Below are 12462 nucleotides of genomic sequence, written 5' to 3'. Positions count from 1 at the left end.
TGACGATGGCACTTGTTACTCGTCGCGCCCCTCCATCATGGTGCGCTTGAGCATCACATACACCGCGCCCGCGCCGCCGTGGCGGGCCTGGCAAGAGGTAAAACCGAGCACTTGGGCATGCTGGCGCAGCCAAGTGTTGACGTGGCTCTTGATCATCGGCCGCTTGCCATCCAACCGCACGGCCTTGCCGTGGGTGACGCGCACGCAGCGGATTTCGAATTTGGTCGCTTCGGCCAGGAAGGCCCAGAGGGTTTCGCGGGCTTTTTCGACGTTCATGCCGTGCAGGTCAAGGCTGCCCTCGAACGGGATCTGGCCGATCTTGAGCTTGCGCATCTGGCTTTCCTGCACGCCGTCGCGGGCCCACATCAACTCGTCTTCGGGGCCTACGTCGATTACGAACTGGTCCGACAGGCCATCCACGGTGGTGGCATCAGTGCGCACGGTCGCGGCCTGGCGCAGCGTGGCGATCTGCGCCCGGTCGGTCTTGGGTTTGCCGGTGTCGGCGCGGTCGTGCTTGATCGGCTTGACGCCGCGCAGCTCGTTTTTGAACAGGGAAAAATCGTCGTCTTGCATGTCAGCCTCCGCGAAGGGCGGGCAGTTTACCTAAATCGCGGCGGCCGGGGCGCAGGAAACGCTATCCAAGCGCCATCAGTCGTGCTTTTTCATCAGGTGTGACGCAATGTTCAGCGACAACGGCTGGCGCATCCGCCGACGGCTGCGACGCCATAACCAGACGCCCAGCCAGAGCACCAACAGGCCGATCACCAACAAAATTGCCGAGCCGCCCGGGCTGGCATTCAGTTCGCCGAGTGCCGGCGAATGACCAAACAAACCGGCGCCACCGGCACCAGCCAGCAGCAAACCTACAATGGCCAGCAGCGCGGCAAAGCCGGCCACCAGGCGCAGACGCCAATTGCTCGGGCCCTTGGGGCGCAAGCGACGAGCGTCAAAACCATCGGATATCTTCATTCCGACCTTTCCTCCAGGGTATCGGCCCTTCGACCGGAAGATACACAGGTTGTTCCTGTACCAGAGGCAATTGCAGAAAATGAAAAGGTTTTGCGGATGAGCGGGGCAATAAACACGCCGCGCCGCTCATCAGAAGGTCAATCAGGTCAGATCTTTGGTCAACGCGAGGGTCGCGAAGTTATCGGCCATGATGGCCATTTCGGTCTGTTGCACATGTTCAGCGCTCAGGATGCCGCCTTTGTAAGGCAGGTCGCGCGTGGCGCAGGCGTCTTCCACCAGGGTGCAGCGAAAGCCCAGGTTCTTGGCGGCGCGCACGGTCGTGCTGACGCTGGAGTGGCTCATGAAGCCGCAGACGATAAGGTCCAGAGAGCCGAGATCCTGCAGGTGTTTTTCCAGCCCGGTGCCGTGAAACGCGCTCGGCAGCAGTTTGCCGATGATCGTCTCGTCGCCGAGTGGTTCCAGGCCGGGAATGAATTCGCCGCGCTCGCCCTGTGGGTCGAACAGGCCACCGACGGTGCCAAGGTGACGTACATGCACGATCGGACGCCCGGCATTGCGCGCGGCGGCAACCAACTGCTTGATGTTTTCGACCGCCGCGTCCATGCCCGAGAGGGCGAGTGGACCGCTGAGGTATTCCTTTTGGGCGTCGATGATCACGAGGGTCGCATGGTTCAGGTTGGCTGCTGCGTAACCGCGACCGCTGAGTTGAAACATCGTCTTTGGAACGGACATTCTGGGGCTCCTGTGAGGGGGGCTTTTGCGACATTGTCCACTGGCTGAGCGGTTCTGTGAATCGCTACCATCGTAAGGTACGCCGTTGTTGACGTGCAGCCATGTCAAGGGGGCGGCTTGTTTAAGCCTGCGATGGCAAATTGGATGAAATCCGACGGATGGCGAAGGGGTTTCGTACATCGTCGGTACAGGCGAAGGCTGTTAGAATCGCCAGTCGTTTTTTCCAGGAGCTTGTCCCCGTGATCACATCCCGCCTGCGCACACTGCGCGACCATATCCGTTGGGCTGTCAGCCGTTTCCATGGGGAAGACCTGTTTTTCGGCCATGGTACCGACAATGCCTGGGACGAAGCCCGGCAATTGGTGCTCGGTGCCTTGCACCTGCCTTGGGAAATTGCCGACAGCTACCTGGACTGCAACCTGGAAGAAGAGGAAATTTCCCACGTTCAGCGCTTGCTGCACCGCCGTATCCATGAGCGTGTACCCACCGCTTACCTGTTGAAGGAAGCCTGGTTCTGCGGCATGTCGTTTATCGTCGACGAGCGTGTGCTGATCCCGCGTTCACCGATTGGCGAACTGATCGAAAACCGCTTCGAACCCTGGCTGGCCCAGCCACCGGCGCGCATCCTCGACCTGTGCACCGGCTCCGGTTGCATTGGTATCGCGTGCGCCTACGAGTTCCAGGACGCCGAAGTGGTGCTGGGCGACCTGTCCTTCGAAGCGCTGGAGGTGGCCAACCAGAACATCGAGCGCCATGGCGTCGACGAGCGCGTCTACACCGTGCAGGGTGACGGCTTCGACGGTTTGCCGGGTCAGCGGTTTGATCTGATCGTGTCCAACCCGCCATATGTGGATGCCGAAGACTTCGCGGACATGCCCGACGAATACCAGCACGAGCCGGAGTTGGGCCTGGCCTGCGGCGATGATGGCTTGAATCTGGTGCGCCGGATGTTGGCTGAGGCCGCAGACCACCTCACCGAGAAAGGCTTGTTGATTGTCGAGGTTGGCAACAGCCAGGTGCACGTTGAGGCGTTGTACCCGGAAGTCGACTTTGCCTGGCTGGAGTTCCAGCGCGGCGGGCATGGTGTGTTCATGCTGACGGCCGAGCAGTGCCGCGCGCATCAAGCGGTATTTGCTGCTCGGGTTTAAACCCACCCAACTGTAGAAACCGACCCTGAATGTGGGAGCGGGCTTGCCCGCGAAGGCGGTATGACAGTCAACTTATCAGTGACTGATACACCGCTTTCGCGAGCAAGCCCGCTCCCACATTTTATTGCTTTCCAACGTGCTAGCGGTGCGTGGCAATCCAGATCAGCAACCCCGCCTGAAATACCGTAAACGCCACTAAACAGGTGATGGTAAAGCGCAGCCCGCTGTCCTCACGCTTGAACTTGGTGACCTTTTCCTCTTCCTTGCGCAGTTTCACTTCCTGCTCGGCCAGGTTCTGCTCGGCCTGTTGCAGCATCTGCGCGGCTTCGAGGATTTCCACGAACTGCACCTTCTCGGTGTTCCAGCTGTCCAGCACGTCGCTGACCTTGCCCGGCTGCACGTTGCCTTTGAGGTGTTGCACATCGGCGTAGGCCACATCAAAGCCCTGGATACGCAGGAAGTGATCGCGACGCAGGCGCGTGGCTTCGTTCAGCGCGTCTTTATTGGCCAGGTCTACGCCGTCGACGCGGTAGTGTGACCACTTCTTTTTTGCCCACGCCGCGCCTTGAGCGACGAGGAAGCGGCCGATCCCGCGGTTGGCCGGTTCGATTTCCAGGCTGTTGCCCGGGCCGAAGTGCACGCGGTGCTTATCGTGATCGACCCAGATATCCAAGTGGTTCTGCTCGCGGCGCACTCGCTGGCCCGGCAACTGGATGACCATGCGCAACAGGCTGTGGTGTTTGTCATTGCGTTCGGCATAGCCGAACTGCACGAACCGCAACGGCCGCGCACCGGTGGCACGGTCGGTGGCCAGGGGCGCCAGGCGCAGCATCTTGAAATGTTCGGCCTGCACGTCCGCCCACGGCAGGGCCGCTGCCTCGACGGCCTCGGTTTTTTCAGCCGCGGTGTCGGCAATAGGTTCTGGTGTAGCTTCTGTGGTTGTCATGCGGCGCGATCCTGTCCAAGCCCTGCAGGTCGACAGTCTTTTTACTGTCGACCCTGGGCTTATCGGCCGTTTTTCTCAGGACTGGAGGTAAATAGTCGCTTAACGGGGTTGAAGTCCGTCGATAAAGCGCACGATGCGCTCACCCAGCTCGGCGGCGAGCGGCAGTTTCGGGTCGTTGTAGGAGGCCAGTTGCTCTTTCACGTCCTTGGGCACAATGCGCATGACGTGGTTCATGCCTTCGATCACCGTCAAGTGCGCGTCGGGCTTGGCGTTTTTCAGTTGCCGGGCATCTGCGACGCCCACCTGAATATCGTTGGTGCCCTGGATGATCAAGGCCGGCATGGTCAGCTTGGCGAACGCGGCTGACGGGTCGGCGCGAAACAGGCTGATCAGATAAGGCTGCACGCTGGGTCGGAAAATACCTTCCAGCGGGCCGGGCACATCGGCATCCACTTGGCCGGCCTTGAGGTGGTCGAGGATCTCGTTGCTGCGCAGCAACAGGGCAGGGGGCAGGTGATCGGCCAACTGCTGGCGGATCACCTGATCCACCGGCCGCGCACTGCCAGACAGAGAAATAACGCCGGCCGGATTCAGTTGCGGTGCGGCGAGCGCGGCAACCAGCGCGCCCTCGCTGTGGCCCAGGACGATCAGCGGGCCCATGCGGCTGTCGGCCTTGAGCAGCTTGCCCCAGGCCACGGCATCGGATACGTAGGCGTCCAGGGTCAGGTTGCGTTCATCCGGCGTGGCCGCCAGGCTGGCGGCCACGCCGCGCTTGTCGTAGCGCACGCTGGCAATGTTGTGTCGGGCAAGCACCCAGGCCAGGCGCTTGAGGCTGTCGTTGCGTGCGCCGTCGGCACTGTTGCCGTTACGGTCGGTAGGCCCGGAGCCGGCAATGATCAACACCACCGGCACTGGTTTGTCGGATTGGGGCAGTAAAAGCGAGCCAAACAGCTCGCCGTTGCCGGTGTCCAGGCTGATCGGCCGTTGCAGCACGACAGGGGAGGCGGCGAAGCCCAGGCTGGAAAACAGGGTGAGGGTTAAAAGCAGAACTCGCAGCATCATCGCGCCATCATCAGGAAGGTGCCGGTTGGACCAACGTCTACCGGTAAGGTTTCGAGGATGAACTAGTCGGTTAGCCTGCGTATACTGGCCGCCTTAAGTTATTACGGTTGACTTGATTCAACTGATTTCACGGAGCGCCCTGCATGTCCGGCAATACCTTCGGCAAGCTGTTCACTGTCACCACCGCGGGCGAAAGCCATGGCCCGGCATTGGTCGCCATTGTCGATGGCTGCCCGCCAGGCCTCGAGCTGTCTCTGGACGACCTGCAGCGCGAGCTCGACCGCCGCAAGCCCGGCACCAGCCGCCACACCACCCAGCGCCAGGAGCCCGACGAAGTCGAGATTCTCTCCGGCGTGTTCGAAGGCCGCACCACCGGTTGCGCCATCGGCCTGCTGATTCGCAACACCGACCAGAAGTCCAAGGACTATTCGGCGATCAAGGACCTGTTCCGCCCGGCCCACGCCGACTACACCTACCATCACAAATACGGCGAACGCGACTACCGTGGCGGTGGCCGCAGCTCGGCGCGCGAAACCGCGATGCGCGTGGCTGCCGGTGCCATCGCCAAGAAATACCTGGCCACTCAGGGCATCGTGATCCGCGGCTACATGAGCCAGCTGGGTCCGATCGAGATCCCGTTCAAGACCTGGGACAGCGTCGACGACAACGCTTTCTTCAGCCCCGACCCGGACAAAGTGCCGGAACTGGAAGCCTACATGGACCAGTTGCGCCGCGACCAGGACTCCGTCGGCGCGAAGATCACCGTGGTTGCCGAAGGCGTCAAACCTGGCTTGGGCGAGCCGATCTTCGACCGCCTCGACGCCGAGCTGGCCCATGCGCTGATGAGCATCAACGCGGTGAAGGGCGTGGAAATCGGCGCCGGTTTCGCCTGTGTGTCCCAGCGCGGCACCGAGCACCGCGATGAACTGACCCCGCAGGGTTTCCTCAGCAACAACGCGGGCGGCATCCTCGGCGGTATTTCCTCGGGCCAACCGATCGTTGCGCACCTGGCCCTCAAGGCCACATCGAGCATCACCACGCCAGGCCGCTCGATTGATGTGCACGGCAACCCGGTGGATGTGATCACCAAGGGCCGCCATGACCCGTGCGTCGGCATCCGTGCCACGCCGATTGCCGAAGCCATGATGGCCATCGTGTTGATGGACCACCTGCTGCGCAACCGCGGGCAAAATGCCGATGTGCGCGTGAATACGCCGGTGCTGGGCCAGCTGTGACAGCCGGTGGCGGGCGAGCTTGCTCAGGCAGGGCCGCGAAGCGGCCCCGTGCATGGTGAGCCCGACCCTCCCGTACTGGCGCCTGTCCAGCTTCTATCTGTTCTACTTCGCCCTGCTCGGGGCGACGGCGCCGTTCCTGGCCCTGTACTTCGATCATCTTGGGTTCTCCAGCGCACGCATTGGTGAGTTGGTGGCTATCCCCATGCTGATGCGCTGCGTGGCGCCCAACCTGTGGGGCTGGCTCGGCGATTACACTGGGCGGCGCCTGGCCATCGTCCGGTTTGGCGCGGTGTGTACGCTGGCCAGCTTTTCATTGATTTTCTTCAGCAAGACCTACGCCTGGCTCGCGCTGGTGATGGCCCTGCATGCGTTCTTCTGGCACGCCGTGTTGCCGCAGTTTGAAGTGATCACCCTGGCCCACCTGCAAAAGCAGACCTCGCGCTACAGCCAGATCCGCCTGTGGGGCTCGATTGGTTTCATCCTCACCGTGGTGATCATGGGCCGCCTGTTCGACTGGCTGAGCCTGGACATTTACCCGGTGGTGGTCGTGGTGATCATGGCCGGCATCATCGGTGCCAGCCTGTGGATACCGAATGCGCAACCCGCGACCCACGACAATCGCCTGGCCGGTGACGGTTTTCTCAAGCAATTGCGCAGCCCTGGGGTGCTGGCGTTTTATGCTTGCGTGGCGCTGATGCAAATGAGCCACGGCCCGTATTACACCTTTCTCACCCTGCACCTCGAACATCTGGGCTACAGCCGTGGCGTGATCGGCATGCTCTGGGCCTTGGGCGTGGTCGCAGAAGTGCTGATGTTTCTGGCCATGAGCCGCATCCTCACGCGCTTTTCGGTGCGACGGGTGCTGCTGGCAAGTTTCCTGTTGGCGGCCGTGCGCTGGTTGTTGCTGGGCTCATTCGCCGAATTTTTCTGGGTGCTGCTGCTGGCGCAAGTGATGCACGCGGCCACCTTTGGCAGTTTTCACGCGGCGGCGATTGCCTTTGTGCAACGCAGCTTCGGCGCTCGCCAGCAAGGCCAGGGCCAGGCGCTGTATGCCGCACTGGCCGGCACTGGCGGCGCATTGGGCGCGCTGTATGCCGGCTATAGCTGGAACCTGTTGGGGCCGACCCTGACCTTCAGCATCGCCAGTGTCGCGGCCCTGGCCGCCGCCCTAATCATTGGCTTTCGATTGCAAGAGCCGAATAAAGGAACCGTGCAATGAGTTATGTCGCTGTTTACCCGCTCGCCACACCCGATACCCCGAACAAGGTGTTGACCCACTTCGACGATATCGTCTCGACCCTGGTTGAGCACGGCGTGGGTTTTGACCGCTGGCAGCCCAGCCCCCTCGAAAAGGGCGCCAGTGACGCTGAAATGATCGCGGCGTACCAGTCGCAGATCGATGCCCTCGGCTACGGCTCTGCTCAGGTATTGAGCGTAACGGGCGACCATCCGCAACGCGCCGAATTGCGCGCTGAAGGCCTCAAGGCGCGTCGCTACAGTGCAGACAACGTGCATTTTTTCATCGCGGGCCAAGGCTTGTTCTGCCTGCTCGTGGGCGAGTACGTCTACGCCGTGCGTTGTGAGAAGAATGACGTGCTGGTGGTTCCGGCCGGAATGCCGCATTGGCTCGACGTGGGTGAAAATCCGCACTGTGTGGCGCTACGTTTATTCCATACAGCCGAAGGGTGTGTGCCTCAGTTCACCGACGAGCACAGTGCCGCTGGTTTTCCAGGCTTGGACGATTAAGCGCGAATAGTTGAATGTTCAACCCCGGCAGGTTGGAAGTTGTTGTGGGAAGGAACTTATATAAATGTAAGACGTAGCTGTTTATGCGGCACCTTATGCTTTCAATCTATTCGTTATGTAACTCTCCCGACTCAATGTTTATACCGCCTGTCAATCGCAGGAATCCGAAAGGTGGTATGGCATCCACTGATACAGGAGAGAGAGAGTGATGAGTGGCCCAGAGCAGCCGTGTCGTGCGCTTGCCGTGCCGAGCGCCGTTGGAAAACGCCTGAGCCTGGCCGGCAAACCCCTGACGCCGACAGAGCTGGAGATCCTGCGCTGGGCCTCGGAAGGCAAGACCGTCTGGGAAATCAGCCAGATTCGCGCCACCTCCCAAGCCACGGTTAAATTCCATCTGCGTAACATCTACCTCAAGCTGCAAGTCACCAACCGCGTGCAGGCGATGAACGCAGCGGCCCGCCAGGGGCTTTGCTGAAGGCACAAAAAAGGCCGCGATGCTCAACGGCGTCGCGACCTTTTTTGCTCGGATTACTCAGGCCGAATGGTAGGTCGGCAGGGCAAAGCGATTCTGGCTTTGCAGCATCGAGATCTGTGGCAGCTCGCTGGCTTGTTCGGCCAGGTCGCGGCGAATGGCGCTGATGACCCAGGTCAGTTGGTCAGCGGTGTGCAGTTGTTGATACGAAATCGAACGCTTGACCTGTTTGCCTTCGCTGTTGCGCAGGGTCAACAGGATCCCGCCGTCTGGGCGTGGCTGAGTGGTGACGTCGTATTGGGAGAATACAGAAGCGAATTTATCTTGGATCAGGCTCATGTCTATCAGCTCCGTTGGCTCAAGTTGGCAAGCATGGAGTGATAGGTGCAGTGATTGTGCCAGTATTGGATTGTCTAAAAAATCGTTATAAATCAGTAGGTTAAAATTTTATAGGTTTTTCACTTTCGTGCAATTTGCATGAAAGGCCATCGTGCATCCTGCATTTTGCGTTATCGGGGCCGGGCATTTCGCTCTTCGTTACAGTTAATGACCGCATCGGCGCCGCGCAATTCCCTATTTCATGCTGGGCGGTACGGGATACAAAACTTTTCAAATCCCACATGTACAGCCGAAGAATGGCAGGCGTATTTTCCTGCAAGGCATTTGACCGCTTCCTACAGGGCCGAGGCTGTGTCTGGATCATACGAAGAATAAGAAAAAGGACGTTCCGCCATGAACCATCCGCACGACGACATGATCACCTGGGGCAAGCTACTGCGTAAGGTGCCGGCGATAGTTCGGGCCCTGCCACGCGTGGTACGCGGCATGCGCGCCGCGAACGTCACCGATCCCGGCCAGCCCTGCGGCCTGGGATGGCAATTCGAACAGGCCACCTCTCGTAACCCAGATGGCGCGGCGCTGTTATATGGCGACAGTGTGCTCAGCTACGCCCAAGCCAACCAGCGTGCCAACCGTATTGCCCATCACCTGCACGAGCAGGGCATCGGCAAGGGGGATGTGGTCGCGTTGTTCATCGAAAACCGCCCTGAACTGCTGTTGAGCGTGTTGGCCGTAGCCAAGCTGGGTGGCATTTGCGCAATGCTCAATACGTCGCAAACCCAGGCAACGCTGGTGCACAGCCTGAATCTGGTGAGCCCGGTGGCAATCGTGGTGGGCGCAGAGTTGGTGGCGGCCTACACGACCGTGCGTGAGCACGTGGCAATCGCCGCGCACAGGACCTGGTTTGTCGCCGATCAGCATTCAAGCACGCCTCCTGAAGGCTATACCGACCTGATGGCCGCCAGTGCCGACGGCTCGGTGGAAAACCCCGCCAGTACCGGACAAGTGTTCTTCAACGACCCCTGCTTCTATATCTACACCTCCGGCACCACGGGCTTGCCCAAGGCCGGCATCATGAAGCACGGGCGCTGGACCAAAACCGCGGTCAGCTTCGGCAGCATCGCGCTGGACATGGGCCCGGATGACGTCCTCTATTGCACGTTGCCGCTGTACCACGCCACCGGCCTGTGCGTGTGCTGGGGCTCGGCGATTGTCGGGGCCTCGGGCTTTGCCATCCGGCGTAAATTCAGTGCCAGCCAGTTCTGGGACGATGCGCGCAAATTCAACGCAACCACCCTGGGCTATGTCGGTGAGTTGTGCCGCTACCTGCTCGATCAGCCCGCCAGCGCTCAGGATCTCGATAACCGCGTGACCAAGATGGTCGGCAATGGCCTGCGTCCCGGCGTGTGGGCGCAGTTCAAGCAACGTTATGGCGTTGAGCATGTTTGCGAACTGTATGCCGCCAGTGACGGCAACATCGGATTCACCAACGTGCTGAATTTTGACAACACCATCGGCTTTTGCCTGCAGCACTGGGCACTGGTGGACTACAGCAACGACAGCGGTGAACCGGTGCGTGGCAGCGACGGCTTCATGCGCAAGGTGCAAACGGGCGGGCAGGGGTTGTTACTCGCCAGGATCGATGAAAAGTCACCGTTCGACGGCTACACCGACCCGGAAAAGAACCGCAAGGTGGTGCTGACCGACGTGTTCGAGAAGGGCGACCGCTATTTCAATACCGGCGACTTGTTGCGCAGCATCGGCTTCGGTCATGCGCAATTTGTCGATCGCCTGGGCGATACCTATCGCTGGAAGGGCGAAAACGTCTCGACCACCGAAGTGGAGAACGTGCTGCTGCAACATCCGCAGATCGCCGAAGTGGTCGCCTACGGCGTCGAGATCGAAAACACCAATGGCCGCGCCGGCATGGTCGCCATCACGCCAAGCGAATCGCTGGCCTCGCTGGACATGCGTGAATTGCTGCAATTCGCCCACGGCCAGTTGCCGCATTACGCGGTGCCGTTGTTCCTGCGGATCAAGGTGAAGATGGAAACCACCGGCACCTTCAAGTATCAGAAAGTGCGTCTCAAGGAGGAGGCCTTCGACCCGGGCAAGGCCGGCAATGAGCCGGTGTATGCGTGGCTGCCGGGCTCGGATTGCTATGTGCCGGTCACCGGCGACTTGTTGGCGCAGATTCAGGGTGGGCATTTCCGTTATTGAAAGCAGCGCTATTGATTCTGCCTATGACCGCTTTTGGCAAAAAAGCCATGACAGTGGGGAACTCCATCGCGACACTGGGCGCCTATAAAGCAACCAGACAAGGAGCCCCACATGTCAGACCAGCCTAAACAAATGACCGAAGACGAAGCCGCTGAATTTGCCGAGCAGGTCTTCGACGTGGCCCGCAAAGGCGATGCCGCCATGCTCGCCGCACTGCTGGCCAAAGGCTTGCCGCCTAACCTGCGCAATCACAATGGCGACACCTTGCTCATGCTCGCGGCCTATCACGGTCACGCCGACGCGGTGAAAGTGCTGCTGGAGTTCAAGGCCGACCCGCTGATCGCCAACGACAAGAACCAACTGCCGATGGCTGGTGCGGCGTTCAAGGGCAACCTGCCCGTGGTCAAGGCGCTGATCGACGGCGGCGCGCCGGTGGACGGCGCCTCCTCGGACGGCCGCACGGCGTTGATGATGGCCGCGATGTTCAACCGTGTCGAAATGCTCGACTACCTGCTCGGCCAGGGTGCCAACCCCAAGGCCACCGATGCTCAGGGTGCGACCGCACTGGCGGCGGCGCACACCATGGGAGCGGCGGATACGGCGGCGCAGTTGCAAAAACTGGTGTAGGCTACGCGCCCTCAAAAACCAGCTCGCCACAGGACCTTCCCATGCAAACCGCCCTCGTCGAACTCATCAGCAAAATCAGCGCCGGCGTCATGGGCGAGGACGAAGTGGCACGCATTGCCGAGGAAGCGGCCCAGGCCTACGCGGACCCTGCCGCTTTTCTGGCGGCCAACCCGGATATCAACTACGACGACACTTTCCCGATTCCGCTGGGTGAGTGGGTCGTGGTCGGTAGCTTGCCGGACACGGTGCTGTTTCAAGCCGACACCTATGGCGACCTGTTTGCACAGATCGTCGCGTCGTTCGGCCCGGGCGTGGCGTTTAATCTCAAGCCCAAGCAGTTAGCCAAGACCGAAGACCTGACGGCGCTGAACCGCATCCAGATCCAGATGAGCGCCCTGAGCCCGGAGGACGGTGGCTATGTGCTGCTCAACTTCAGTCAGTTGCTGGATGACGAGATTCAGGCGGTGCTGGTCTACGGCAACGACCTGCCGCGCGTGCTGGAACTGTGCGCTGAAGTCGGCATCAAGGCTGAGCCGTCCCTGGAAGCCCTGCGCGTTGCCGTTCACGTCTGAAATAAAACGGAACCCCTGCCAGGGCTGACTATCCTACAAGTGCATGCCCTCACTTAGGAGCGACACCATGGGTTCCACTTTTAATGGCTTGATTGGCCTGATCATCCTGGCGCTGGATATCTGGGCGATCATCAACGTGTTCAAAAGCGGCGCCAGCACCGGTGCCAAGGTGCTGTGGATTTTGCTGATCCTGTTGTTGCCTGTCTTGGGCCTGATCATCTGGGCAATCGCCGGGCCACGCGGTAACGTGCGGATCTGACGACACCTGGGCCCGCTCTGATCCTGAGTGGGCCCTGTCAATGTGGGAGCGGGCTTGCCCGCGATAACGGTTTATCAGCCATAGTTGTGCGGGCTGACACATCGCTATCGCGGGCAAGCCCGCTCCCGCATTCGT

At 60.6% G+C, this 12462-nt stretch carries 15 protein-coding genes; 9 read left to right on the top strand and 6 right to left on the bottom strand.

The features are described 5' to 3' along the window. Positions 1 to 15: 15 nt before the first annotated feature. From ABWL43_RS20310 to ABWL43_RS20300, 3 genes are all read right to left on the bottom strand, one after another. The gene (locus tag ABWL43_RS20310; protein ID WP_369301216.1) at positions 16 to 573 is read right to left on the bottom strand and encodes a Smr/MutS family protein; all 558 of its coding nucleotides are present in this window, start codon (positions 571 to 573) and stop codon (positions 16 to 18) included. A 75-nt stretch (positions 574 to 648) separates the two neighbouring features. After that, positions 649 to 969: a hypothetical protein gene (locus ABWL43_RS20305; RefSeq protein ID WP_053257227.1), complete on the bottom strand. Its 321-nt coding sequence runs from the start codon at positions 967 to 969 to the stop codon at positions 649 to 651. A 141-nt stretch (positions 970 to 1110) separates the two neighbouring features. After that, a complete protein-coding gene (locus tag ABWL43_RS20300) occupies positions 1111 to 1701 on the bottom strand; it encodes a cysteine hydrolase family protein (RefSeq protein WP_242195513.1) in 591 nt (196 codons plus the stop codon). A gap of 239 nt (positions 1702 to 1940) precedes the next feature. Here ABWL43_RS20300 and prmB point away from each other — a divergent pair, with 239 nt between their 5' ends. Beyond that, positions 1941 to 2849: a 50S ribosomal protein L3 N(5)-glutamine methyltransferase gene (gene prmB, locus ABWL43_RS20295; protein ID WP_106576533.1), complete on the top strand. Its 909-nt coding sequence runs from the start codon at positions 1941 to 1943 to the stop codon at positions 2847 to 2849. A 139-nt stretch (positions 2850 to 2988) separates the two neighbouring features. On the opposite strand, the gene ABWL43_RS20290 is transcribed toward prmB, so the two are convergent. Together ABWL43_RS20290 and ABWL43_RS20285 are read right to left on the bottom strand one after the other, a co-directional pair. Beyond that, entirely contained in the window at positions 2989 to 3795 is an 807-nt protein-coding gene (locus ABWL43_RS20290; protein ID WP_242195510.1) for a hypothetical protein, read from the bottom strand. 99 nt (positions 3796 to 3894) lie between these two features. Beyond that, a complete protein-coding gene (locus ABWL43_RS20285; RefSeq protein WP_242195507.1) occupies positions 3895 to 4857 on the bottom strand; it encodes an alpha/beta hydrolase in 963 nt (320 codons plus the stop codon). A gap of 143 nt (positions 4858 to 5000) precedes the next feature. Here ABWL43_RS20285 and aroC point away from each other — a divergent pair, with 143 nt between their 5' ends. The 4 genes from aroC (at position 5001) to ABWL43_RS20265 (ending at position 8313) form a co-directional block, all read left to right on the top strand. Continuing rightward, entirely contained in the window at positions 5001 to 6092 is a 1092-nt protein-coding gene (aroC, locus tag ABWL43_RS20280) for a chorismate synthase (RefSeq protein WP_404483942.1), read from the top strand. Positions 6093 to 6144: 52 nt separating this feature from the next. Then, positions 6145 to 7311, top strand: a complete 1167-nt coding sequence (locus ABWL43_RS20275) for an MFS transporter (RefSeq protein ID WP_404483940.1) — start codon at positions 6145 to 6147, stop codon at positions 7309 to 7311. Further along, positions 7308 to 7838 (top strand): acireductone dioxygenase, encoded by a 531-nt coding sequence (locus tag ABWL43_RS20270; RefSeq protein ID WP_145158763.1) that lies wholly within the window; start codon positions 7308 to 7310, stop codon positions 7836 to 7838. Before ABWL43_RS20275 ends, ABWL43_RS20270 begins: the two co-directional genes overlap by 4 nt. 208 nt (positions 7839 to 8046) lie before the next feature. After that, positions 8047 to 8313: a response regulator transcription factor gene (locus ABWL43_RS20265; protein WP_262207943.1), complete on the top strand. Its 267-nt coding sequence runs from the start codon at positions 8047 to 8049 to the stop codon at positions 8311 to 8313. A gap of 57 nt (positions 8314 to 8370) precedes the next feature. Here the strand turns inward: ABWL43_RS20265 and ABWL43_RS20260 are convergent, their stop codons facing one another. Next, a complete protein-coding gene (locus ABWL43_RS20260) occupies positions 8371 to 8649 on the bottom strand; it encodes a DUF3509 domain-containing protein (protein ID WP_016970113.1) in 279 nt (92 codons plus the stop codon). 393 nt (positions 8650 to 9042) lie between these two features. Between ABWL43_RS20260 and ABWL43_RS20255 the strand changes: the two genes are divergently transcribed. The 4 genes from ABWL43_RS20255 (at position 9043) to ABWL43_RS20240 (ending at position 12327) form a co-directional block, all read left to right on the top strand. Beyond that, positions 9043 to 10869 carry a long-chain-acyl-CoA synthetase gene (locus ABWL43_RS20255; RefSeq protein WP_404483936.1) on the top strand — a complete coding sequence of 609 codons (1827 nt, stop codon included), beginning with the start codon at positions 9043 to 9045 and terminating at the stop codon, positions 10867 to 10869. A gap of 111 nt (positions 10870 to 10980) precedes the next feature. Beyond that, entirely contained in the window at positions 10981 to 11496 is a 516-nt protein-coding gene (locus ABWL43_RS20250) for an ankyrin repeat domain-containing protein (RefSeq protein WP_124418126.1), read from the top strand. Positions 11497 to 11537: 41 nt separating this feature from the next. Beyond that, complete coding sequence (locus ABWL43_RS20245; RefSeq protein ID WP_262207939.1) at positions 11538 to 12068, top strand: hypothetical protein; 531 nt, start codon at positions 11538 to 11540, stop codon at positions 12066 to 12068. A 67-nt stretch (positions 12069 to 12135) separates the two neighbouring features. Then, on the top strand, positions 12136 to 12327 hold the full coding sequence (locus ABWL43_RS20240; protein ID WP_003172956.1) for a PLDc N-terminal domain-containing protein: 192 nt from the start codon (positions 12136 to 12138) through the stop codon (positions 12325 to 12327). The last annotated feature ends 135 nt before the right edge of the window (positions 12328 to 12462 follow it).

The sequence above is a fragment of the Pseudomonas sp. HT11 genome (genome assembly GCF_044875395.1).
Classification (GTDB): Bacteria; Pseudomonadota; Gammaproteobacteria; order Pseudomonadales; family Pseudomonadaceae; genus Aquipseudomonas.
Note: the sequence above shows the minus strand (reverse complement) of the source record. Positions and strands in the feature narration are given on the sequence as shown.

Bases quoted from the DNA above. Each gene is read 5' to 3' on its own strand.
- ABWL43_RS20310 (WP_369301216.1), bottom strand. From the start codon at position 573: ATGCAAGACGACGATTTTTCCCTGTTCAAAAACGAGCTGCGCGGCGTC.
- ABWL43_RS20305 (WP_053257227.1), bottom strand. From the start codon at position 969: ATGAAGATATCCGATGGTTTTGACGCTCGTCGCTTGCGCCCCAAGGGC.
- ABWL43_RS20300 (WP_242195513.1), bottom strand. From the start codon at position 1,701: ATGTCCGTTCCAAAGACGATGTTTCAACTCAGCGGTCGCGGTTACGCA.
- ABWL43_RS20290 (WP_242195510.1), bottom strand. From the start codon at position 3,795: ATGACAACCACAGAAGCTACACCAGAACCTATTGCCGACACCGCGGCT.
- ABWL43_RS20285 (WP_242195507.1), bottom strand. From the start codon at position 4,857: ATGATGCTGCGAGTTCTGCTTTTAACCCTCACCCTGTTTTCCAGCCTG.
- aroC (WP_404483942.1), top strand. From the start codon at position 5,001: ATGTCCGGCAATACCTTCGGCAAGCTGTTCACTGTCACCACCGCGGGC.
- ABWL43_RS20275 (WP_404483940.1), top strand. From the start codon at position 6,145: ATGGTGAGCCCGACCCTCCCGTACTGGCGCCTGTCCAGCTTCTATCTG.
- ABWL43_RS20270 (WP_145158763.1), top strand. From the start codon at position 7,308: ATGAGTTATGTCGCTGTTTACCCGCTCGCCACACCCGATACCCCGAAC.
- ABWL43_RS20265 (WP_262207943.1), top strand. From the start codon at position 8,047: ATGAGTGGCCCAGAGCAGCCGTGTCGTGCGCTTGCCGTGCCGAGCGCC.
- ABWL43_RS20260 (WP_016970113.1), bottom strand. From the start codon at position 8,649: ATGAGCCTGATCCAAGATAAATTCGCTTCTGTATTCTCCCAATACGAC.
- ABWL43_RS20255 (WP_404483936.1), top strand. From the start codon at position 9,043: ATGAACCATCCGCACGACGACATGATCACCTGGGGCAAGCTACTGCGT.
- ABWL43_RS20250 (WP_124418126.1), top strand. From the start codon at position 10,981: ATGTCAGACCAGCCTAAACAAATGACCGAAGACGAAGCCGCTGAATTT.
- ABWL43_RS20245 (WP_262207939.1), top strand. From the start codon at position 11,538: ATGCAAACCGCCCTCGTCGAACTCATCAGCAAAATCAGCGCCGGCGTC.
- ABWL43_RS20240 (WP_003172956.1), top strand. From the start codon at position 12,136: ATGGGTTCCACTTTTAATGGCTTGATTGGCCTGATCATCCTGGCGCTG.